The 21,920-nt window shown below is 59.7% G+C and carries 24 protein-coding genes and 3 pseudogenes; 11 read left to right on the top strand and 16 right to left on the bottom strand.

Going from position 1 to position 21,920, the window contains the following annotated elements; all coding sequences use genetic code 11:
• Positions 1-12 precede the first annotated feature (12 nt).
• Both pdhA and acsA read right to left on the bottom strand, forming a co-directional pair.
• A complete protein-coding gene (gene pdhA / locus QQK95_RS15610) occupies positions 13-999 on the bottom strand; it encodes a pyruvate dehydrogenase (acetyl-transferring) E1 component subunit alpha (protein ID WP_284274167.1) in 987 nt (328 codons plus the stop codon).
• On the bottom strand, positions 996-2,786 hold the full coding sequence (gene acsA / locus QQK95_RS15605; protein ID WP_240564827.1) for an acetate--CoA ligase: 1,791 nt from the start codon (positions 2,784-2,786) through the stop codon (positions 996-998). Before acsA ends, pdhA begins: the two co-directional genes overlap by 4 nt.
• 88 nt (positions 2,787-2,874) lie before the next feature.
• On the opposite strand from acsA, the gene QQK95_RS15600 reads away from it, so the two are divergent.
• Both QQK95_RS15600 and QQK95_RS33510 read left to right on the top strand, forming a co-directional pair.
• Positions 2,875-3,150, top strand: coding sequence for a hypothetical protein (locus QQK95_RS15600; RefSeq protein ID WP_284274163.1), 276 nt, complete (start codon positions 2,875-2,877; stop codon positions 3,148-3,150).
• On the top strand, positions 3,035-3,583 hold the full coding sequence (locus QQK95_RS33510; protein WP_409371694.1) for a hypothetical protein: 549 nt from the start codon (positions 3,035-3,037) through the stop codon (positions 3,581-3,583). Before QQK95_RS15600 ends, QQK95_RS33510 begins: the two co-directional genes overlap by 116 nt.
• Before the next feature lie 1,155 nt (positions 3,584-4,738).
• On the opposite strand, the gene QQK95_RS33415 is transcribed toward QQK95_RS33510, so the two are convergent.
• Positions 4,739-5,191 (bottom strand): hypothetical protein, encoded by a 453-nt coding sequence (locus QQK95_RS33415; RefSeq protein ID WP_322791217.1) that lies wholly within the window; start codon positions 5,189-5,191, stop codon positions 4,739-4,741.
• Here QQK95_RS33415 and QQK95_RS15590 point away from each other — a divergent pair.
• Complete coding sequence (locus QQK95_RS15590; protein WP_284274161.1) at positions 5,182-5,529, top strand: hypothetical protein; 348 nt, start codon at positions 5,182-5,184, stop codon at positions 5,527-5,529. The two genes, QQK95_RS33415 and QQK95_RS15590, sit on opposite strands and share 10 nt — an antisense overlap.
• A 19-nt stretch (positions 5,530-5,548) precedes the next feature.
• Here the strand turns inward: QQK95_RS15590 and QQK95_RS15585 are convergent, their stop codons facing one another.
• From QQK95_RS15585 to QQK95_RS15580, 3 genes and pseudogenes are all read right to left on the bottom strand, one after another.
• Entirely contained in the window at positions 5,549-6,088 is a 540-nt protein-coding gene (locus QQK95_RS15585; RefSeq protein WP_284274159.1) for an Hsp20/alpha crystallin family protein, read from the bottom strand.
• 354 nt (positions 6,089-6,442) lie between these two features.
• Positions 6,443-6,529, bottom strand: coding sequence for a hypothetical protein (locus tag QQK95_RS33505; protein WP_409371693.1), 87 nt, complete (start codon positions 6,527-6,529; stop codon positions 6,443-6,445).
• A gap of 107 nt (positions 6,530-6,636) precedes the next feature.
• A pseudogene (locus QQK95_RS15580) lies at positions 6,637-6,879 on the bottom strand (cyclic nucleotide-binding domain-containing protein); the annotation flags it as partial.
• Positions 6,880-8,001: 1,122 nt separating this feature from the next.
• On the opposite strand from QQK95_RS15580, the pseudogene QQK95_RS33500 reads away from it, so the two are divergent.
• Together QQK95_RS33500 and QQK95_RS15575 are read left to right on the top strand one after the other, a co-directional pair.
• A pseudogene (locus tag QQK95_RS33500) lies at positions 8,002-8,133 on the top strand (transposase); the annotation flags it as partial.
• A gap of 204 nt (positions 8,134-8,337) precedes the next feature.
• Positions 8,338-8,532 carry a hypothetical protein gene (locus QQK95_RS15575; RefSeq protein WP_284274157.1) on the top strand — a complete coding sequence of 65 codons (195 nt, stop codon included), beginning with the start codon at positions 8,338-8,340 and terminating at the stop codon, positions 8,530-8,532.
• A 410-nt stretch (positions 8,533-8,942) separates the two neighbouring features.
• Here the strand turns inward: QQK95_RS15575 and QQK95_RS15570 are convergent, their stop codons facing one another.
• From QQK95_RS15570 to QQK95_RS15555, 4 genes and pseudogenes are all read right to left on the bottom strand, one after another.
• Positions 8,943-9,362 carry a response regulator gene (locus QQK95_RS15570; protein WP_284274155.1) on the bottom strand — a complete coding sequence of 140 codons (420 nt, stop codon included), beginning with the start codon at positions 9,360-9,362 and terminating at the stop codon, positions 8,943-8,945.
• 158 nt (positions 9,363-9,520) lie between these two features.
• Positions 9,521-9,727, bottom strand: a complete 207-nt coding sequence (locus tag QQK95_RS15565) for a response regulator (RefSeq protein ID WP_284274153.1) — start codon at positions 9,725-9,727, stop codon at positions 9,521-9,523.
• 53 nt (positions 9,728-9,780) lie between these two features.
• Positions 9,781-10,147 (bottom strand): annotated as a pseudogene (locus QQK95_RS15560) (AtaL-like protein); the annotation flags it as partial.
• Between the two features lie 45 nt (positions 10,148-10,192).
• Positions 10,193-11,062, bottom strand: a complete 870-nt coding sequence (locus tag QQK95_RS15555; RefSeq protein WP_284274243.1) for an SDR family oxidoreductase — start codon at positions 11,060-11,062, stop codon at positions 10,193-10,195.
• 102 nt (positions 11,063-11,164) lie between these two features.
• Between QQK95_RS15555 and QQK95_RS15550 the strand changes: the two genes are divergently transcribed.
• Positions 11,165-12,055: a LysR family transcriptional regulator gene (locus QQK95_RS15550; protein ID WP_284274151.1), complete on the top strand. Its 891-nt coding sequence runs from the start codon at positions 11,165-11,167 to the stop codon at positions 12,053-12,055.
• A gap of 217 nt (positions 12,056-12,272) precedes the next feature.
• Here QQK95_RS15550 and QQK95_RS15545 read toward each other — a convergent pair whose 3' ends face one another.
• Positions 12,273-13,091 carry a DUF1365 domain-containing protein gene (locus QQK95_RS15545; protein WP_409371691.1) on the bottom strand — a complete coding sequence of 273 codons (819 nt, stop codon included), beginning with the start codon at positions 13,089-13,091 and terminating at the stop codon, positions 12,273-12,275.
• Positions 13,088-14,434 carry an NAD(P)/FAD-dependent oxidoreductase gene (locus tag QQK95_RS15540; protein ID WP_284274147.1) on the bottom strand — a complete coding sequence of 449 codons (1,347 nt, stop codon included), beginning with the start codon at positions 14,432-14,434 and terminating at the stop codon, positions 13,088-13,090. The genes QQK95_RS15545 and QQK95_RS15540 overlap by 4 nt, the downstream gene beginning before the upstream one ends.
• Before the next feature lie 145 nt (positions 14,435-14,579).
• On the opposite strand from QQK95_RS15540, the gene QQK95_RS15535 reads away from it, so the two are divergent.
• From QQK95_RS15535 to QQK95_RS15515, 5 genes are read left to right on the top strand one after another with little or no spacing between them, the layout of a single operon-like run.
• Complete coding sequence (locus tag QQK95_RS15535; protein ID WP_284274145.1) at positions 14,580-15,236, top strand: sigma-70 family RNA polymerase sigma factor; 657 nt, start codon at positions 14,580-14,582, stop codon at positions 15,234-15,236.
• On the top strand, positions 15,233-15,886 hold the full coding sequence (locus QQK95_RS15530) for a ChrR family anti-sigma-E factor (RefSeq protein ID WP_284274143.1): 654 nt from the start codon (positions 15,233-15,235) through the stop codon (positions 15,884-15,886). The genes QQK95_RS15535 and QQK95_RS15530 overlap by 4 nt, the downstream gene beginning before the upstream one ends.
• Before the next feature lie 9 nt (positions 15,887-15,895).
• Positions 15,896-16,720, top strand: a complete 825-nt coding sequence (locus tag QQK95_RS15525) for a DUF1295 domain-containing protein (RefSeq protein ID WP_284274141.1) — start codon at positions 15,896-15,898, stop codon at positions 16,718-16,720.
• 2 nt (positions 16,721-16,722) lie between these two features.
• A complete protein-coding gene (locus tag QQK95_RS15520) occupies positions 16,723-17,751 on the top strand; it encodes an SAM-dependent methyltransferase (protein ID WP_284274241.1) in 1,029 nt (342 codons plus the stop codon).
• Position 17,752: 1 nt separating this feature from the next.
• Positions 17,753-18,346, top strand: coding sequence for a hypothetical protein (locus QQK95_RS15515; protein ID WP_284274140.1), 594 nt, complete (start codon positions 17,753-17,755; stop codon positions 18,344-18,346).
• On the opposite strand, the gene QQK95_RS15510 is transcribed toward QQK95_RS15515, so the two are convergent.
• The 4 genes from QQK95_RS15510 to QQK95_RS15495 form a co-directional block, all read right to left on the bottom strand.
• Entirely contained in the window at positions 18,325-18,735 is a 411-nt protein-coding gene (locus QQK95_RS15510) for a DUF2177 family protein (RefSeq protein ID WP_284274137.1), read from the bottom strand. The genes QQK95_RS15515 and QQK95_RS15510 overlap by 22 nt on opposite strands.
• A 32-nt stretch (positions 18,736-18,767) precedes the next feature.
• Entirely contained in the window at positions 18,768-20,201 is a 1,434-nt protein-coding gene (locus QQK95_RS15505; protein ID WP_284274135.1) for a cryptochrome/photolyase family protein, read from the bottom strand.
• Between the two features lie 13 nt (positions 20,202-20,214).
• Positions 20,215-20,589, bottom strand: a complete 375-nt coding sequence (locus QQK95_RS15500) for a DUF2147 domain-containing protein (protein ID WP_284274133.1) — start codon at positions 20,587-20,589, stop codon at positions 20,215-20,217.
• A gap of 478 nt (positions 20,590-21,067) precedes the next feature.
• A partial coding sequence (locus QQK95_RS15495; RefSeq protein ID WP_284274131.1) for an alpha/beta fold hydrolase occupies positions 21,068-21,920 on the bottom strand: 853 nt, incomplete at its 5' end.

Genomic DNA, 21,920 nt, shown 5'->3' with positions numbered 1-21,920 from the left:
CCACAGGGGAACTCATTGGGGTACCTCGTCCATCAGCACGAAACGTTCGAGATCCTCCACCTTCTCCCACTGGCCTGCCTCGGCGAAGGTGACGGCTGCATCGATCTCGACATCGACTTGATCCTCGATGCGTTTGAGTTCCTCAGCGGAAAGCATGTGGTTCTCTTCGAGCCACGCCTGCATTCGCGGGACCGGGTCGCGCTCCTTCCAAAGGGCTATCTCCTCTTTGGTGCGGTAGAGCTGGGCGTCGAACATGGAATGGGCGCGGAATCGATAGGTGCGACATTCGAGGAAGGAGGGGCCCTTTCCGCCTCGCGCCCGCTCCACCGCCCGCCGCGCTGCGGCCTCGACCGCGACCGGGTTCATACCGTCCACCTTCTCGCTCGGCATGCGGTAGGCTTGAGCCTTGCGGAAGATGTCAGTCTCGGCTTCCGCAAGCTCAAGTGGCATGCCCATGGCGTACAGATTGTTCTCGCATACGAATATGACGGGCAGTTCCCATAACTCGGCGAGGTTCATGCTCTCGTGAAATTCGCCTTCGCCGGCCGCACCTTCGCCGAAGAAGCAGGCGGTGACTGCACCGGGACGAAGTTCCTTGTCAGCGAGCGCGATGCCGATGGAAAGCGGCAAGCCGCCGCCGACGATGGCATTGCCGCCATAGAAGCGCCTGGCCCGATCGAAAAAGTGCATCGAGCCGCCACGACCGCGGCTGCAACCCTCTACCTTTCCGAACATTTCGGCCATGAGTGAGCCCATGGGAAGGCCCCTGGCAATCGCGTGGCCGTGGTCACGGTAGGTGGCGACAATGGCGTCGCGCTCTTCAAGTGCCTGCATGATTCCGACTGCGACGGCCTCCTCACCGTCGTAAAGATGCAGGAAGCCGCGGATCTTCTGCCCCTGATAGAGTTCGGCGCATTTGGCCTCGAAGCGGCGTATGCGCAGCATATCCCTGAAAAGCTGTTGCCCGTGCTGACGGTCGATGTGTGGCTTTTCGCTCATTTCTCGTCGCTTTCGAGGGTCGACAAATCCCCTTCTGGCAACCCAAGTTCGCGGGCCCTGAGCAGCCGGCGCATAATCTTGCCCGAGCGCGTCTTGGGGAGGTTTGCGCGGAAGTCGATCTGTTTTGGCGATACGGCGGGACCGAGCCGTTTGCGGGCATGCCCGAGGAGTTCCTTGCGCAGATCCTCGTTCGGCTCGTGACCTGGCTTCAGAGCGACGAAAGCCTTGACCACCTCGCCAACCGTCGGGTCGGGTATGCCGATGACAGCGGCCTCCGCTATCGAGGGATGCTCCATGAGAGCACTTTCCACCTCGAACGGACCGATGAGATGGCCGGCCGACTTGATGACATCATCGGCTCGTCCGACGAACCAGAAATAACCGTCGGAATCACGCTTGGCGAGATCGCCGGTCAGATACCAGTCACCGACGAAGCATTTGCGGTAGCGCTCTTCTTCTTTGAGATAGCCTCGCAGCATCGACGGCCAACCCTTCCTGAGTGCCAGTTCGCCTTCGACCATGGGCGTGTCGATGACATCGACCCCGCCATCCTGCACGTGGCGAACGATTGTCGCTGTGATGCCAGGCAGCGGCAGACCCATCGAGCCCGGTTTGATGGGAAGTGCCGCGAAATTGGCGATCATGATGCCGCCGGTTTCGGTCTGCCACCAGTTGTCATGAAACGGTATTCCAAACGCTTCCTGGCCCCACACCACCGCCTCCGGATTGAGTGGTTCGCCAACACTTGCCATAAAGCGCAGTGCCGACAGGTCGTAGCTCTTCACCACGTCTGAACCCAGCCGCATCATCATACGGATAGCGGTCGGTGCAGTGTACCAAACGTTAACACGTTCGCGCTGAAGCACTGAATACCAAGTCTGCGCATCGAATTCAGCTTCGACGACGACGCTGGTCACGCCGTTCGTCAGCGGCGCCAGAATGCCGTAGCTGGTTCCGGTGACCCAGCCGGGATCGGCAGTACACCAGAAGATATCATCGTCATGAAGGTCGAGCGCGTAGATGCCAGTCATATGATGCGCGGCTATCGCACCGTGCACATGGATCGCTCCTTTTGGTCGGCCCGTGGTGCCGCTGGTGAAATGCAGAAGCGCCATGTCTTCGGGGTCGGTCGGGGCGATCGTAAAACGGGCTGATGCCGTCTCCATCAGCGCGGACCACGCATGCAGTCCGGCATCCTCGAAAGTCTCGTCGCCCACCACAATGACGTGGGCAAGCCCAGGAAGCTTCGCCCGTACGCTTTCCACCTTTCGGCGGTAGAGCCCGAGTGTCGTGACCAAGACCCGCCCGTCGCCAATTTCGACACGTGTTGCAATCGGCTCCGGGCCGAATGCGGAGAACAGCGGTGAGACCACGCAGCGCGCCTTGAGTGCTCCCAGAACCGCCACATAGAGTTCAGGTAGACGTCCCATCAGCACGAATACACGCTCGCCGGGCAGGACTCCAAGGTTGATCAGCGCGTTCGCGAAACGGTTACTTGCCTCGCTTAGATCGCGGTAGGTGAAATCTCGTCGATCACCTGACTTGCCGAGCCAGCGGATTGCCACTCTGTCGGCCCTTGGGCCGGCGGCATGCCGGTCGACGGCCTCGTGAGCAATATTGTAACCTTTTCCGCCGGGTAAGCCGTCGAGCAACTTCCAGGCATCCCGCCAGGTGAAGCGCATGTATTCGCCAGCGTAGTCCGTAAGGTTTGGCACCCTAGAAAATGAAGAAGATAGCTTCGTGATCTGGTCACTCGAATGTTCGATCGGGTGCGCGGGCCTGCTCATAGCCGATTTCTCCGTCCCTGATTTCGAGTGCACCCCAATTAAGTCATCAACGGCTTCACATGCGCGGCATTGATCGTGGTCAAATTCGGTGCAAGGAAGTGTAGGCTTACGGGTTATCTATTCCGCCGACCAGAATGGCGGCCTTGCCGTCGGCATCGGCGACTTGTCGAGCTCATTGGCCATCGCCTCGCTGTTTCTGCCCTTCCTGCCGCTGCTGGCAACGCAGATTCTGCTCCAGCATTTCTTCGCTGGCGATCGCCACCGACAATGTCGATACCGATCAGCTGCACCGGCCGCGGCGCTGGGATATCGGCTTCGTGCGGCGGTTCATGCTCAGCTTTGGGCCGATGAGTTCCTTGTTTGACTTTGCGACCTTCGCGTTCCTGTTGTTCATCGCCCACGCGGCACCCGTTACATTCCAAACGTCGTGGCACGTCGAATCACTCATGACCCAGTTGGCGCGATCTTACTTATCGTGCGCACGCACAATGCGAGCTGGGCGAGCCGTCCAAGCCCGGCGCTTGTATGGCTTACGCTGGGTGTGGCGATCATCTCGGTCACCTTGCCTATGTCCCCTTTGCGGCATGGTTTGGGTTTGTGCCGCTGCCGGAGACGCCAATGAGATCGCCATCACTGATAGAAGAGCCAGCTTAAAAACGATATTTCTCCTCGCGGTTTTTGTCCACCTAACAGTTTCTGCCCGTGACCTTATTAATAGTAGTAGTAATAGCAGTTGGATATGCGTTGACCGAAATCAAAGCGCGAGGATTCTGCACACAACGGCAGCTCGCTTTTAGAATTTTTGCAATTTTTGATATGGGACAAATTCACCGCTCTGGCCACGTGCGACAAGCACCCACGCAATGTTGGTCAGGAGTTACAGATGATGAAATATCTCGCCGTCGTTGGGCTTGGACTGGTCCTTTCGGCATGTGTCAGCGAAAGCTGCAAAGTCCCTCTTCCGAACCATCCCTATAAGACGGAACGGGACTGCAAGCGCCACGAACCTCTCGGGAAATTCGACCCAGAGTGCGATTGCCCCACAAAGGGTTACAAGAACTTTAAGCAACCGATCCCCTGTCCGCTATGACATGGAGATTTGCTCGCGACAGTGGGGTGCCTTGAGCAAATGGAGCAGGATCGGGCAAATCCAGCTGCTCCCAGCATTGCGAATTCCAAGCCCAGGTCGTTGATCTCGTCATATGGATCAACGATGCCGTGCCATGGCTGCTGACACTGCGCTCACCCCGTATCGGAAACATACGCGAAGATTTGCCGCCGCTCCAGTTCCCGCGTGACTTCCCTGGGAAGGGGATAACAGTTGCAGTGGACCGCATGCCTCAAATGCCAGGACAGGCTGTCATTGGAATTCGGCTCGCGTGGCGCCGGGTTCGCGCCATGCCACTGGATGTTGACCGATCTGGCAAACCTAAAATGCAATCGCTCGTGCAACATCTGAGGCCTCCTTCTGTAGGAACCTAGCGTTCGAAGCGTCGATCAGGGTTGATCTGAGTCAAGCGTGTCGACGGTTGCGCGATTTATCGTAGCCCCTCCGCTGATCAATGCTGCTTGGCCCGCGAGGTCGAAGATGACACTTTCCGAGAGCTTAATTTCTGTCGATCTGACCTACCAATGTCCGGCGTGCCAATTCCCCATCGTCAAGCGCGGAAGCTGGTTCCGCGTCGTGTCGAAATATCGATGCGACGGTTGCGGGCGCATGACCCGGATTGGCTACCCTGAAAAGCTAAAGATATTCGAAAAACACGCCCACTTAGGCGGCTCGATGCAACCCAGTCGCTTTCGTGGTGCGACTTAGATCTACTCCCTAGCGCACCGCTCCAATCGGGTTGGTTGCGGCCAATATCAGAGCTTCAGGATTGATCGTGCTACGTTGGGAATGCACTATAGTCGATATACAGCGGACTGGTAGCCGGTCCAGATGCGGCCAGAGCTTAGTGCAGAACGTTTGTCTGTTCGCCACCATGCCTATCTTGAATGCCAACGGCTCTTCTTTCCGTCTCGAGTTCTGTCTTCCGTGTTCTGGCAAAGTGACCGAAAATCCATCTCACTGTCGCAATTTCGTCAGCCGGCCCGAGCGCCAGAACTATCCGATCCGTCTGCAGGCTCTTGTATTCGTAGGACGAAAGGATGCCCTTTGGGCGGCCATGTTGATCGACAAGCAGGCGCCGAAGGCCAAAGCCTGCCTTTGAGCCCTGCCGGAAGCCCATCCGGATCAGCCTCGCCTGGCCGACGATGTCATCTGTCTTGACGAGCCTGAATTTTCCAGGCGATCGGCCTTTTATCGCGATTTCCATCAATTGAGAGACGAGGACGTGATCGCCTTGGTGGGCGCTGCACAGGGCAGCTATCCCCGATGGGTGGACAGCGCCCATGATTGCAGTCATCGCTGAAAGCGATTTCCGAGGAGATGGTGCGAAGGCCTGTGCGAGGACTTTCTGATGTCGCAGGGTGTTCCATTGCTCCCTATCCCACAAACTTGATACTGGGACCCCACCATGCCGACTTTGGGAACCGGTTATCGCTTCCTGATCCTCACGCGTTCCAGTCGCTCACTTTCAAGGATCTGCTCAAGGCGGGACTGATTCCGAACAGAGGGCGATCGAAGGCCCTGGAACTCGAGCAACAAAAGCTCAAAATGGCAAAGCATCAGGCTCGCAAGCAATCGCCATCTTCAACCGCCGGGACTGAGGCCTACATCATCGCCGCCGCACTGGCGCGCTGAGGATCCTCAGCCGCGGCAATCAGGCAGCCTTGACCGTAATCTTCTTCTCGGCCTTCTGGGCTTCGGCGGTCTTGGGCAGCTTCACCGTCAGCACGCCCTTGGTGAAGCTTGCATCGATCTTGTCGGTGTCGACGCCTTCAGGTAGCTGGAAGGAACGCTGGAAGGAGCCGTAGCGGCGTTCGGACAGATAATAGTCCTTGTCCTTCTCTTCCTTTTCTTCCTTCTTTTCGCCCTTGATCGTCAGCATGCGGTTGGAGAGCTTGATCTCGACATTCTTCTCGTCGATGCCGGGCAGCTCGGCCGTGATTTCATACTGCTTTTCCTTTTCGACGAGGTCCATCGCCGGCGCCACCGGCCAATCCGCGCTGCGCAGCGACGGCAGTTCACGACCGAAAAGGGAGCGGGTCGAAGGCAGCCGGAAATCGAACGCATGGAAGTCGTCGAACAGCCGGTTGATTTCGCGACGCAGGCTTTCGAACGGTGCTGTCCAGTTGTCGGACCGGGCAGGGGCAGTGCTCTTCTCTGTCTTGACGGGGAGTTTGGTGGCAGCTTCCGCCATGGTCTTCTCCTAGCATTTGGGGTTGAATGCGAGCCCGCTGTCTCGACCCTTTCGCCTCAGGTTTCCCCAGGAGCCGGTCAGAGAAGCGGGCCCGCTTGCCAGATGCTGAAAGAGTAGGCTACGCGCCCAACCACTTCCCGATCTCCGGGTCGTTGCCGCCCCGCGTCGCCACATCCAGCCTGACAAGAGCCGCATCAAAGCAGTTGTGGAGTGGCCGCTTATTGATTGGGATCAATGGCGAGAGAAAAAAGTCGTCCGCCGGAATTCAGATTGAGAGGCGCGGCCACCAAGATAACGCGATGACTGGCAACACCGTCCCTTGGCACAGCAGTCGATGATCAAAGGTGTTGGCGCTCAAGTTCGGCGCACGTAGCCGGGTACAGACAATCCATCGGCGAGATGGTCGGCGAGCAACGGCGTCCCATAGAGATAGTCGGCCACATGCGCATTATGAGCGTGGATAGCCTGTTGGAATCCGTCAAGCCTTGTTCGGCGGGATGACCAAATCCCTGCTCGACCAATTCTTCCTACCGGTGTTCGCCTCGTAATGTCTCTCCAGCCAGGTGGAAGGCGCTTATCTGCCGGCGGCCGTCAGCAAGCAGGCGGTAGACACGCACGGCGCCGAATTCGATCTGATAAACGGCTCCGGCCTTTTCCCCCTGCGCATAGATCTCCGCGCCGGCGGGATAGAAGCTAAGCGGTTGCAGCAGTATGGGGTCGAATGCCACAGGCGGGTTTGGCTGGGTGGGCCGCGATGACAGGGCAGTTCTGGAGGCGGTGTAAGCGTGCATGGCTTTTTTCCCGGTTGATCCGTGCCGCAAAAATCGCGCGAATCCGGGGGTGACGAAATTCGGTTTTCTCCCTACGGGAAACTACCTAGGCGGGTGGTTAGACCGTTGCCGAGGCCACTTCGGAGGTGGGGCGATGTCTGTCGAGCGTCGCCAAGGGGCTTTGCGGAAACCCATCGTCATTCTCGTGGGACGGTGAACGCGCATCTCGTATTTGCCGGTCCCGCCAAGGGAGGGGTACGCTGCCAAAGCCGGGCCAGCAGCCCTCAAAGTCGACGCGATTTTGACTCGCATCAAGGTCCGAGATCCCGTCCCTGCAATGTGGTGGTCTTAGATTCATTGAAGAGGCACAACATGAACAGCGTCCATGATGCGAGATGGCTCCTCGGTTCCGTTCTCGCGCTTGCAATCATTGTGACGGGGATAGGACTTGCAGTCGGGTAGCCCCTATCGGATTACGTGTCGCGGCTCGGCAGAACGGCTGCTAACCTAGGAGAGGCGCACAGCGCTGATTCCTCTGGTGCGGAAGGAACTCGCCGATGCCGTGACCGATCGTCACGTCTCTGCACACTTGTATGTGCGAACGAGTGTCAAGCTAATTTTTATCTAGGCCAAATCGCGCGCCGCCCACCAAAATGCCTCGAAGACAAGAGCATGGCGATGCGTTCAGGTGGTCATGCGCGGGTATAGCCGTGCGGCGATGAGGACGAGAAAGACAAAGGTGGCTCCGAGAACGAGGCAGTCTACAACGAGGCCGAACTTGCTCTGCAGGCTGGTTCATTGTTCGGGCCCAACAGGTGGGTAGCTAAGGTGGGATGGCTGCTACCTACGAATTTCGCCGGAAGCAGACGGGCCGATCTCGGCCAATGACAGTCACATCAATCAGGGGCGCACTCTACCGGCCTCGCAGCTCGCAGGGTATGCCCCGCTCGACGTAATACGCCGGCTACATTCAGGGTAACGTCTGGGTCGATATCGATCATTTGTGACAAGCGGCCGTCCAGCCTAAACCTCAATGTGACAAACGATTGAAGGGGATGGATGAACGTGTTCCAGAAACGGACATCTGAGTTGCTACGGACCGTGGCAGCTTGGCTACTTCCAGGTCGTCTTCACGCTCGGCGAGCCTTCCTGCGCCATCTCGCTCCCGTCGGAAGAAACGCTGGTGGTCTACGCCAAGCCGCCCCTCGCCGGTCCTGAGGCAGTGCTCTCCTATCTGTCGCGCTATACCGCCGGATCGCGATCTCGAACCTTCGCCGAGAATGTGCTACATATTGTGATACCTATTGTGATACAAATTTGGCTCTTTAGCGAAAAAATGGTAAGGAAAACAATGGCTTGTCGGGGGCATCGATCCCAGCCAACGGTACCATCGGCATCCACCGTAAGTGATTGATTTTCTTGTATAAAATGTAAGCCGTAAGCATTCATGCTTACGACAAATGCGGTCCTCCGAGTTTCGTGGCAGCTGCAACTGTATTGGAAATCGTGCCGTACTTGCCTTTAGGTTCGCGGATTCAGCCCGGCAAGGCGCTGCTGTCGAACGACGGCGAAACCCTCACTATTCCTCTACAATCGGCGCTCAGGCCTGGCGACGATCCGGGCAATGGCATTCACAAGACCGACGGCAGCTACAGCTTCACGGTCAAGCCATGATCGATCCGCAAGGGCTTTGGATTCTGGGACGTGCCGTTATCGACACTAACCTTATGTTGCTCTGGGGGCGTTGTTTGCAACCGCTGCGCCGCCACCCTTACGCGCTGGCTCTAGTTTCGAGAGGTGCTGCGCTTGGCGGGCGACGAGGGTGACTGGAGAGTGCGTAATAGCTATACGCCCGCCCGCTCACCCATGACTTGGCCCAAAAGCAGATCGTCTGCGTTCGGCCCCAAAACCGTCCTTCCGGAACGCGCCAGAACTTGGAAGTTTGGCCAATTTGCTGTTGCCCAAAAGCAGATTTCTAACGCGACCACTTGAGGGCCTGCTGCGCCAGGAAGCTATCCCGACAGGCGAGTTGCGTTGCCGGCGGGACACCTCGAAGGCCCGCCCTCAAGGTTGTCGTGCAGCGGTCAGAGTGCAGAGTCATGATCCGCAGGTAACAAACCATGGTCGGAATGCTGCTGATTCATCAGCGTCGACAACGCCGTGATGATCTGAGGGAGGAAGAAGGGCTTGGTAATCATGACGCTTTCCGGAACACCCTCGGCGCCCCAATGGATGGCGCTATCGCCACTCATATAGATCACCGGCATTGTCGGGTAGATCACCGGCATTGTCGGGTTGGCTTGGCGCAGATGCCTTGCAACTTCCCAGCCCGATTTGCCCGCCCCCAGGCGTATGTCGGTGACGAGACCCTTGAACTTACCCGGCTCGGCGTCAAACGCCTCGATGGCCTGGGCCGCGTTGTGAGCCGCCACGACCTCGAAGCCGGCCTCTTCCAGCGCCGACTCGACGTCAAGCAGGATCAGTTGTTCATCCTCAACGACCAAACCGCGGCGTTGCTCATCTGGATGTTCCCTCGGGATTCCCCACCACCGTCTAGGCAGTCACTCATTATGGTTTCGACAATGCGTAGTTCCATCTAATAACTTCAACTAGACGTGAGGCCGGACCTAGGTCTTCAAAGAATGGCTCTGACGATCCATCCCTAGGGCTTCGGATGCGTTTCAATCGGTGACGGCATCCGGCGCATCTGTTTGACAATCGTACCCTCGGAAGCGACGATCGGTTTGACCGTCGGCCATCGGTTTCGGATGAGATAAGCCAATATGCTGCCGTTCATCGTGCCGGGAATGCCGACGTCGGTGATCACCAGAACGATGTCCGTTCTTGCCTCCAGCAGCCGAATTGTCACAAGACAGGGCGCCTGTGTAGGAGGCACCCTGTTGCTCGTTTTTCTGGTGATGACTAAAGCGTCCCGTCTGCGAGCAGTTCGCGGGTTCGCTTCAGGGTTGCCATGAGGGCGGCCATGTAGCCGTTCTCGCCGTTGAGCTGAGCCTGCTCCTCAAAAGGGGTTGGTTCTCGGCCGCGCAGGCTCATGTAGCAGCAGAAGCGAAGCTGCCGTGCGCCTTCCTCATCTTCGAACAGTTCGTTGACAATCCCTCCCTCGCGCGGACCGGCCGTCTGGAAGAAGGTGACCTTGCTTTCCGGCTCGAGCGTGACGATCTCGGGCAGGTAGTGACTCCCGATCGTGACTTCACGTAGGAAGTGGGTAGCGCCTTCCCCCAACAACCTCACGACGGCTGCAGAGGCCCGGGACGAGGAAAAAGCGCGCGAATGGATCATAGCAAAAGTCCTTTCTAGATAGCTTTCGCTTCTGTCAGGCGGAACCAGCGATGGCCGACGCGAAGTCGCGATATGGGCGAAGTGGACGGCCCAGAAGCGCAGTCAGGCGCTCGACGTCGCCGGCCTCAGGCAGCATCCCTTCGGAGAAGAAGCGCTCGCCCATCAGGCGCATGTCGTAGGCCATCCAGGCGGGCAGGAACTGCTTGAGATTTTGCTCAAAGCCTTCTGCATTGTCGCCACCATAATTGATCGGGCGGGCGAGCACGTCGGACCAGATGGCGGCGATATCCGTCCCAGTCAGTGTCTGCGGACCGACGAGGTTGATCCGGTCGAGCGCAAGCGGCTCTACGGACTGTTCGCGGCGCAGCAGCTCAAGGGCAGCGATCTCGGCTATATCACGGACATCAATCATGGCGAGACCCTTGGCGCCGATCGGCATTGGGTAGGTGCCGTAGCCAGTGATGGCGTCTTCGATCATCAGATCGTTCTGGATGAAGTAGGCGGGGCGCAGGATCGTGGCCTTGAAGTCCATCTGCTCGATCATTCGCTCGACGCCGAACTTGCCCGCGAAATGCGGCACGTTCACATAGACGTCAGCGCGGATCACCGACAGATAGACGATGCGCTCGATGCCGGCCGATCGGGCGACGTTGAGCGCAATCAACGCTTGGGTGAATTCGTCCGGCACCACGGCGTTCAAGAGAAACAGGGTGGAAATGCCTGACATGGCCTTGCGCAGCGAATCGACATCGAGAAAGTCGCCTTGCGCGACGGATACGCCTTCCGGGAAGCTGGCTTTCGATGGATCGCGCACGAAAGCACGGACATCAGCGCCGCGCTTGACGAGGTGTTCGACGACTTGGCGGCCAATATTGCCTGTGGCGCCGGTAACGAGAATGGTCATGAAATTTCTCCTGTTGGTTGCTTGACACCTCCAATATGTGTGGCTCACTGAGAGCGTAATAGACGGAAATTTTAGACGCACTGTCCCACTCGTGGAACACTCATGGATCTTCTTGCCCTCGCCGATTTCAATCTCGTTGCCCGCCATGGTGGCTTCGGCAAAGCGGCAAGAGCCACCGGCCGGCCCAAGGCAACGCTGTCCCGGCGTGTTGGAGAATTGGAAAGCAGCCTTGATCTACGCCTGTTTGAGCGGGGTGCGCGTAACCTGAAGCTGACCGAAGAAGGACGGGCGCTCTTCGAGCGGACGGGGGCGTTGCTCACCGAACTGGACGAGACGGCTTCGTCGATTGCCTCGGGCGGTCAAAGTCCCAAGGGCAGGTTGCGGATCAGCGCACCTTTACATTTTTCGCAGACCGCAATGGGGAAGATCGGCGCGGCGTTTGCCCTCAAGTACCCGGAGGTGACGCTTGAAGTCACGACTGAGGATCGGCCTGTCGACATGATCGAGGAAGGCTACGATCTGGTAATCCGGGTCAATCCAGATCCCGACGAAAGCCTGGTCGGACGGGCGTTTCTCCGCGACCGTCTGGTTGTTGTGGCGAGCCCCGACCTTCCTCGCACGACCCGTGAGCGTGCCGCTCCTGGCGTTGCGCGCGGGGCGGGCGAACTGCAAACATGGCACGTAAAGACACAAGGTGGCCGGTCAACAATTACAATCGAGCCGGTTCTCGTTTTGTCAACGCTCATCATGGTTCGGGATGCCGTGCGAGCCGGCGTCGGTGCAGGACGGCTTCCCATTTCGTTGGTTGCCCACGACCTCGCTGACGGCACGCTGGTGAATTGGGGGGATATTGATGGCTCTGAAATCTCACTATGGACGCTCTACCCATCGCGGCGGCTGCTCAGCGCGCGCGTGTCGGCGTTCTTGGGCTTTTTGAAACAGGCCTTCCCGGATGGCACGCCGGACGAACTGGCCGCGTATATTGGCAGGTGAGGACCGAAGCCGCTTTCGATGCACTGTTGTCGACAGCATCCCAGGTTCCGCCGCAGTCTTTCCATAGGAGCGGACGGTGCGGCGAACTAGAACGCTAAAAGAACCCAGATTCGTCACCCGTTTGACAAACTGCCGTCAGGCAACCGAGTAGCCGCTCTATCAGCGGCCCAACAAAAAAATGCCGGACTACCGATCGGCCCTTGCCCTTGCCTCAATGTCAAGTGACATCAGGCTCGGCCTTTCTCTGTAAAAGTCCATCCATGGCGACGTGGGTGATGGAGTGGTGGGGCGGGGCCGGGCGCTCCTGAAGCCGAATACCCTTTGCCCAGAGCCGCAGCGCCTCCCAATGAATGCCGGCGGTCACCTTGAGTGTCAGCAGAGGATAGGAGATGAATGCGCGCAGCAGACTGGCATCGCTCAGCGCCCGCCGCTTGCCGGAGAAGCTTGCGACCATCAGCGGCCCTTGGTCGTCGCTGGCAGTGATGTGTATCGCGACGTTTTCGCCGGGGAGGCCGATGCGGAAGCGATAGTTCAATCCCATGGCCATGAAAGGCGAAACGTAGAAGCGCTTGTCGCAATGTTGCCTGACAGTCTCGTCGTGCCCGTCGCCGACACGGATCAGGTAGCTGTGGCGCTGCCCAAAGGTGTTGTTGACTTCGTACAGGATCGCGACGAGGTCGCCCTGCCGGTTATGGCAGAAATAGATGCTGAGCGGATTGAAAGCGTAGCCGAGCATGCGCGGCATGGAGAGCAGTCGGACCGGCCCTGCATCCGTCTCGATCCCCGCCGTCGCAAGCATAGCTTCGACATAGGCTTTCAGCGATCCGCCCGAGCCATCGCCGTGATCCGCGTCAGCGAAGCCGAACAGATTAAACCGGTTGTGTGACAACAGGCGAAGCCGCTGGCTCAACGCATCGATCTCGTCAAGGTCGAGCAGCAGGAAGAATATGCGGTAGGAAAGGCGGTGCCGCAGCGGCTTAAGCCGCTGGTGCATCACTTTGCCGGCATAGAGGGCTGATTTCACCTCCGGCATCACGCCGCCTCGAGGTTGCGCCGCGCCACGGCGTCGATGATGTGAATGCGGCCGGACTCGTTCGCCACGCTCCAGGGCCGGCGCACGCCGCCCAGTGCCTCAGCCACTGCAAGCCCGGCCTGCAGGCCGTCCTCGTGGAAGCCGGCGCCGAAATAGGCGCCGCAGAACCAGGTGTTTCGCTTGCCCTGCAGCGACCACAGCCTTTGCTGCGCGCGCATCGCCGCAGCGTCGAAAGCCGGATGTTCGTAGGACTCACGATGCAGCACGGTATTGGCAGCCGGCTCCACGACAGGATTGAGGGTGACGAAGAGTTGCTGGTTGTCGGGCAGCGATTGCAGCCTGTTCATCCAGTACGAAACGGAAAGCTTTCGGGTCTCGCCCTGGCCCTGTGTCAAATAGTTCCAACTTGACCAGGCTCGCTTGCGCTGCGGCATCAGGCGCGCATCCGTATGCAGTACCGCCTCGTTGCGGCTGTAGCCAAAACTGCCGAGCAGCCGCGTCTCGTCGTGGCTCGGATCGTCCAGCATGCGCAGCGCCTGGTCGGCATGGGTGGCGACAACGACGTGGTCGAAGCGGTGCTCTACGCCTTCGCAGTCGGTAAGCCAAGCCGCGCCCCCGCGCCTGGAGATCAAGCGCACGCCGCGCCCGGCATATGAACGGCCGGCGACGCTCCTCGCCAGTTGCTCGACATATTTGCGGCTGCCGCCATCGACTGTGCGCCAGGTTGGTCGGCCTGCCAGCTTTAGTAGGCCATGGTTCTGGCAGAACCGGATGAAGGCGGTCGCTGGATAGTTGCCGACATCAAGCGCCGGAGTCGACCATATGGCTGCCGCCATAGGATAGAGATGATCCTCGCGGAATGCGGCACCGTAGCCCTTGGCATCGAGATATTCGGCCAAGCTGATCTCGCCGATACGCGCGATGTCGTGGGGGGCCTCACGATAGAAGCGCAGCAATTCCTTCAGCATTTGCCAAAAACGCAGCCTGCCGACATTGGACGGTTGTGCGAGCAGCCCGCCCAATCCGGTTCCCGAATATTCAAATCGTCCGCCGTCGAGCGAGACGGCAAATGACATGTCCGACGCCTTGGTGCGTACGCCGAGATGCGAAAACAGCGCCGTCAAATTGGGATAGGTTACTTCGTTGTAAACGATGAAACCGGTGTCGACCTGTGTGCCGCCGGCATTGACGGTATTGCTGTGGCCGCCGAGCCGCCGGTCCGCCTCGAACAGCGAAACCCTGTGGCGCGTTGAAAGCAGCCATGCTGCGGACAGGCCGGAGATACCGCTGCCTACGATGGCGATGTCCATCGGCTTGTCCGCCTCGAAATAGCCGCCGTTCTTCATTCACGCCCTCCGATTTGCTATGGAAGGGGCTGACATCCTCCCCTAGGTTCAATTTCTACGCAGCGGTGCGGGCTGTGGATCACCGTCTGCGGCAATCGCTGCGCGGCTAGTGATCCGAAAGGGATTGCCGCGCGTAACAGGGCGTATGAATGCATCAGGACATCATTTCATTGCCGACAAAGCCTTTCTTGCGTTCGATCTTGCGGAGAGCGGATTGGCAGTGACCATGCGCGAAGACGAAGAGAGCCTGTCGGCGCCGGAAGCGGTCCGTTTGATGACGGCGGTCGCGGCGAACCGCGATCGAGCGGCCTTCGCGGGGCTGTTCGGCTTCTATGCGCCGCGGCTGAAGGCTTTTCTGAAGAGATCGGGGATGACGCCGTCCGCTGCGGAGGACGTCGCGCAAGAAACCATGCTGCTGGTCTGGAAAAAGGCATCGTATTTCGATCCCGCGCGCGCCGGGGTGTCGACCTGGATCTTCACCATCGCCCGCAACGCGCGCATCGACCGGCTTCGCCGCGAAAGCCGGTCGGCGGTCATTGCCGAAGCCTTTGATCCGTCAGATCAGCCTGATGCGCCGGTTTCGGGCGAGCAGGCGATCATCGCGGTGGAGCGCGAGGAGCGGGTGCGGGAGGCGCTCGATCTTCTGCCGCGGGAACAGGCCGATATCCTGAAAATGTCATTCTTTGGCGAGGTAACGCAATCTGAGATCGCCGACGCGGTCGGCATCCCCCTCGGCACCGTCAAATCACGCGTGCGGCTGGCCCTGGGCCGGCTGCGCCAAATCCTGGACGACCTCAAATGATCAACCATCATCCGAGTGATGAGACGCTCTTCCGTTATGCCAACGGCTCGCTCGAATCCGGGCCGCGCATCGTCGTGGCCGTCCATGTCGGCGCCTGCACGGCTTGCGCCGAGCGCATAGCCCGTTTCGAAGCGCTGGGCGGCTCCCTTCTGCACGATATCGAGCCGGAGGACATGGAAGCTGGGTCCCTTGATCAGGCAATGGCGATGATCGATGCCTATGAGGCCGGTCGCGGTGAGGCCGCGCCGGCCAAAAGGCTCCCGCGCGCCGATGTTGGCATCCGCCTGCCTGAGGTGCTTGACGACTGTGGCATCGGGCCATGGCGCTGGATCGGGCCGGGCGTGCGCTGGAGCCGCGTGACGCTGCCTGATGACGACAGCGCCAACGTCATGCTGCTGAAGGTCGTGGCCGGCCGCAAGCTGCCGGAGCACACGCATGCGGGCTATGAATACACCCAGATACTAAAAGGGGCCTTCTCGGACGCGCGCGGCCGCTATGGCCCGGGGGATCTCGACGAAGCCGATGACGACGTTCAGCACCAGCCGATCGTGGACAAGGACGGCGAATGCATCTGCATTGCCGCGCTCGAAGGCCAGATGAAGCTGAGCGGCTTCTTCGGCAGGCTGATCCAGCCTCTGTTCGGCGGCTGAGCTCCGGTGATGAGCGTCGTCTCGGCTATCGTTCTTGCGGCGGTCGCTCTTTGTGCCACCATGGCGGTGGCGTGGCTGGTCGCGACACGGACCGGCAGGTCCGGGTGGGTCGATGCAATCTGGTCTTTCGCCGTCGGCATCATCGGCGCCTTCTTGGCGCTCGTCCCATCTGTTGAAGGCGACTACGATCATAGGCGATGGCTGGTCGCCCTGCTGGCGCTGGTCTGGTCGCTGCGGCTTGGCGTTCACATAGCCGGCAGGACGATCGGCGACAGCCGCGACGATCCGCGCTATGGCCAGCTGAAGCAGGAATGGGGCGCCAGTTCCTCAAGCCGGCTGTTCTGGTTCCTTCAGGTCCAGGCGGCATCGGCTTTCCTGCTTGCAATGTCCATCATGGCTGCCGCCCACAAGCCGGCTCCGGCGCTGGGGCTTGGCGACTGGGTCGGCGTTGCGCTCTGGATGGTGGCGATTGGCGGCGAGGCACTGGCGGACAGGCAACTGAATGCTTTTCGAGGCGATCCTGCCAACAAGGGCAAGGTCTGCGATGTCGGCCTGTGGGGCCTGTCCAGGCATCCCAATTACTTCTTCGAATGGCTGGGCTGGCTGGCATACGTGGCGATCGCGATCAGCTCCCCGTCGGCCTATCCGTGGGGCTTCGCCGCACTTGCCGGCCCCCTACTGATGTACTGGCTGCTGGTCCATGTCTCCGGCATCCCGCCATTGGAGGCGCACATGCTGCGTTCGCGTGGCGAACAGTTCAGCCGTTACCAGGGACGTGTAAACGCTTTCTGGCCGGGCGTGCCGATTGCGGCAACAACCCGGGAAGGGACATGACAGTGAGCCTGATCTCATCCGTAATCCGTGCCGTCGAAAGCAGGCCGATTCCCGATACCGCGACACGCTTTGGTATCGGCGTCCTGGTAGGAAGAACGCGCCGGCGGCTTGCCAAGGCGGGGTCGGTCGATGAGAAGCAGTTTGCCTGTGCCATGGCGGACTATTCGATCGCCGAGCACGCGCAGGCCGCAAATGAGCAGCACTATGAGCTTCCGCCCGAATTCTTCGGGCTGACGCTCGGTCCCAACCGGAAATACTCCTGCTGTCTCTATCCCAAGGGCAACGAGAGCTTGGCCGAAGCCGAGATCGCGGCGCTAGAGCAGACTGTCGAGCATGCCGGCCTTGGCGATGGCCAATCCATTCTCGAGCTTGGCTGCGGCTGGGGTTCGCTGACGCTCTACATCGCTGAGCGTTTTCCGGCCGCCCGCATCGTGGCGATGTCGAATTCGACGCCGCAGCGCCTGCATATCCAAGCGGAAGCGGCGGCGCGCGGGCTGCGCAATGTCGAGGTCATCACCGCCGACATGAACGGCTTCGAGCCGCGAGAGCGCTTCGACCGCATCGTGTCGGTCGAGATGTTCGAGCATATGTCCAACTGGCGCGACCTGCTTGCCCGTATCCGAAGCTGGCTGGAGCCCGAAGGCAGGCTATTCGTCCATGTCTTCAGCCACCGCCACAGTCCCTACCGTTTCGATCATCGCGACGATGCCGACTGGATCGCACGGCATTTCTTCACCGGCGGCATCATGCCGAGTCACGGGCTGATCGGTCACTTTGCGGACTGTTTCGCCATCGAACGCGACTGGCGTTGGAACGGCATGCACTATGCGCGCACCGCGCGGCAATGGCTGGCGCGCTTCGATGACAACTACAAGCGCATCGGCGAGATCCTTGCCGATGTCTACGGGCGGGATGCGGCGCTTTGGCGCCGGCGCTGGCGGCTGTTCTATCTGGCCACCGAAGGCCTGTTCGGTCACGACCAGGGCAGGGAATGGGGCGTCAGCCACTATCTGCTGCGGCCGGCCTGGTAACATGGAAGGACTTGCACGGCTACGGCGCCGGGTCGCCGCTTACGCGGCGCATGACGACCCCCTGACCAGCGCGGCCAACTGGATTGCGCTGGTCGTTGCCTGGAACCAGCCGTTCTACCCGCTGTACCTTTGGGCGGCGGTCGGCGCCGACAAGATTGCTCCGTCGTTTCTCACGTTCATGTCAACGCCGATCTTTCTGGCTGTTCCAGCTGTCGCCAAACGGCATGCGCTGGCCGCCCGCGTCCTGCTGCCGCTGACAGGCATCGCTAACGGCATCGTGAGCACCAAGGCGTTTGGCGTTGGTTCGGGCGTGGAGATTTTCCTGGTTCCCTGTGCATTGATCGGCGCTGCGTTGTTCAGACCGTCGGAGCGGGCAATCGGACTCGTTATTGTCGCGCTCAGCGCTGTCGCCTATTCGATCCCGCTGCGCTTTTTCGGTGAGCCGCTGGCCAGCTACTCCGCTGCTGACAACAGTGCCATGGTTGGCCTAAATGCCTTGAGCGCCGCGACGCTGGTCGTCTTCATCGGCTTGCTGTTGTCCGGTGCAATGCCAGCCCCGGACCAGCGTGGCGATCAGGTGCCCCGCAGGAAATAGCGGGTCAGCAGGAATCCCACAGTGGCGGCAACCGCGCTGAGCAGCGAACCCCAGCAGATATCCGCCACGGTGATGACCGTCGGCCAGCCGCGGATCGTGGCCTGGTTGGTCAGATCGTAGGTCGAGTAGGTGAAAAAACCATAGAGCGCGCCATTCAGCGCGGCCGTTGTCCATTTGCCGCTCGAAAAAGCCGGCGACGTTGCGAAGATTATGAGACCCACAACATAGATCAGGTAGAATGCCGCAGCAGGAACAGGGTTGAATACGTCAACCAGTATGTCCCCGAGATAGCGGCGGTAAAGGCGCTGCGACATCGTCGTGAGCCATATCGCGTCAATGGCCAGGAAAGCGACCAGAGTGGTTGTGTAAGCGACGGCATACCGCATCATGAAACCTTCCCGTTATTGTTTGATCCTCTGGCTCAATCCTTTAGGGACTGATAAGCGACCAACGCCCTTTCTCGCGCCGCACCGTGGTCTACGATCGGATATGGATAGGTCTTGCCGAGCTCGATGCTTTTGTCCTTCAGGACGGCAGCTGGAGCTTCCCAAGGCCGATGGATATAGCGGTCGGGCAATGCAGAGATTTCCGGGATGTGGTGACGAACGTAGTCGCCCCGAGGGTCGAATTTTTCTGCCTGCAGCACTGGGTTGAAGATACGAAAATAGGGCGCCGCATCAGCTCCGGATCCGGCCACCCACTGCCAGCTGGCCGGATTGTTTGCGGCATCCGCGTCGACCAGAGTGTCCCAAAACCACTTTTCGCCGTGGCGCCAGTCGATCATGAGGTCCTTGATGAGAAAGGATGCCACGATCATTCGCACGCGGTTGTGCATCCAGCCCGTTCGCCACAATTCACGCATGCCGGCATCCACGATTGGATACCCTGTCAGGCCGCGCTGCCATGTCCGAAGCGCCTGCATGTCGTCCCGCCACGACATTGCGTCAAACTCCGGCCGGAAGTTGCGCTCTGAAAGATCAGGATTATGAAACAGCAGATGATATGAAAATTCCCGCCAGCCGATCTCCGAACGAAACGTCGAAGTTCCCGAGCTTTTCGACCTGCGTAACGCGGCGAATATCTGGAATGGCGTGATCTCGCCGAAGGCCAGATGCGGGGAAAGTCGCGATGTTGACAGCTTGCCAGGATAGTCGCGTTGGCGCTCATAGTTGGCAAGGCCGCTCTCAATGAATTGACGAAGCCTGGCCTGGGCGCCTTCTTCGCCGGGTGTCCAAGTTTCGCGGAAGCCATACGCCCAGTCGGGTTTGGTAGGCAGCAAATCAAGCTCCTCCAGGCGCAAGCCGCCAAGCTCACCCCGCCAACCATCAATCGATCCGGGGGGATCGATCGGATCGCGAACATGGGCCTTGTCCGCCATCGCCTTCCAAAATGGTGTGTAGACTTTGTAGAACCCACCGGAGCCGGTCTTGAGGAGCGAAGGTTCATGCAGGAGCGCGCCATCGAAGCTGAGTGCCGTGAGCCCCTTTTCGCGCAGGGCGGCTTTCAGCCTGGCATCTACCCCCGCCTCCGAGGGGGCGTAACGCCTGTTCCAGAACACGAAATTCGCGCCGCTGGCGTCGATCGCCTTGGCGACGGCGTCTTCGGTGCGCCCATGCGCCAGAAACAGATTCGCGCCAGCCTTGCGAAGCAGATCGCCAAGAGCCGCGAGCGAGTGATGGAGCCACCAGCGGCTGGCCGCTCCCGTGGCCCTTAGACCTTTGGTTGTCTCGTCCAGGATATAGAGCGCCACGACGGGAGCGCCGCGCTCAGCTGCCGCCGCGAGCGCGGCGTTGTCACCAATGCGCAAGTCGCGCCGAAACAACACAATGGTGGGAGCTTGGGCTTGTCGGCTCATTCCGTCTCGCAGATCATTTTGCCGGGGTCCAGCGCACGTTCTTGCAAATCAAGCCTGCGCCTATGCAGCCCCGCGTGGTGAGACCCCCCTTCTTCACCGTCAACGTCATTGAATAGGTACGGTTTCGCTTGGGGTCGTAAGCCTTTCCGGCCAGCGTGCCTTGTGACGCCGGTTTCAGCGTCATGATCAGCTTGTCGCCGGCCTGTTCACCCTTGCTGCTATCGCCGATCCACAGATTGGTCGCGCACAAATGCGGTCCGCAAGGCGCGATCGAGACCTTGGCGTTGCCGTCGTCTCGCATCCATATGCCGCGACTGTCAGAGAATGCGTCGGCTTGTGCCGCCGACCCGAGAAATATCGCACAGAGGAATGCGATTGTCCCGTGCATCGTCCCATTCTCCGCTCGCTGGCTAGCTTTGTTGGTACTACGGTGCCGAGGGATGTTTGGATCACCGGCTCCGATTGGCGCCGCCAGGGATCAAGGACCGCCGGGGTCCTCCCTCCGCAAAGGTGGAAACTTCACGGGGTCAGCGCCGAGAGATTAGCGGCAATCTGACATTGCGAACTGACATTTCGCTTGTGGCCCGACAGCCGTCGGTTAGTTAAGCGCCCCATCAACGCGGTAGAGATTCGCCACGGCCTAAATGGTGACGTGGCCAGCAACCGGGTTTGCCGTTTTCATTGCCCACAACTGGTCATTTTCTTCTGCCGTGATGTGAGTGTTTCCGATCAGGCCCACCGCGCCGCCGGTCATCACTCAGCAAAGTTCTTCGCTAGGATCCGAGTGGTTTTCAATGATCCTTCCGAAACTGATCGTGACGATCCATGTCAATGAGCAGGTGGAGAGTACAAGTCAGCCTTCGGCTCTATCCGGCCTTCGAAGGAAACGTACGGGCGAGATAGTGTTGGATTGCGTCGACTAGACGGTCCGAATCGGCGCCCCAGATCAGGTGGTCATCTCCCGGAAGCTCAATGAGCGTGGCGCCTGCAATGCGCTCGGACAGGTAAAGCGCTTCTTCGACCTTGACCCATCGATCGCCTTTCCTGTGGAGTATCAGAGTAGGCACGTGAATCGCGTGGAGGATGTTACGGACATCGACTTCGGCGCCCCAGCGCCATAATGCGATGGCGTCGGAAGGAGACGCCGAACTCCTCAGATAGGCTGCGAACCATTGTTGCTCGCGCGTATCGTTCGCCAAGCTCGGCGCTCCTCTTCCCAAATCCCAAGGCTCTCCCCACTTGCGTTCGATCTCGGCCAGTTCTTCTTCCATGTCCTCCCTAGTCTTTGCCCAAGGATAGTCGGGTGACCACAGTCCCTGGGCATAAGCACCGTGAAGAATGAGTGCCTGGGTTCGCTCGGGATAGGTCGCCGCAAAAAGCATGCAAAGGACGCCGCCTTCGGAACTGCCGAACAAGACCGCCCGTCGCGATCCGATTGCATCGAGTACCGCCCGTACATCGTCCGCCCGCTCTTGCAGCGTTGGAAAGCCCACGTTGCGATCAGAAAGCCCAGTGCCTCTCTTGTCGATGCGGACCAGCCGACAAAATGACCCCAGCCGGCGCAGCACGTGCGCTAGCCGCGGGGATTCCCAAGCATAGTCGAGGTTGGAAACCCAGCCCTGTACGTAGACGAGGTCGAACGGCCCCCCACCGGTTACCTGAGAGCTATGGCGGAAAATGGGTGATGACGGTTTGAGAAGGGCGGCGTATCGAGGCGGG

Source organism: Mesorhizobium huakuii (assembly GCF_030160235.1).
Taxonomy (GTDB): Bacteria; Pseudomonadota; Alphaproteobacteria; order Rhizobiales; family Rhizobiaceae; genus Mesorhizobium; species Mesorhizobium huakuii.
Note: the sequence above shows the minus strand (reverse complement) of the source record. Positions and strands in the feature narration are given on the sequence as shown.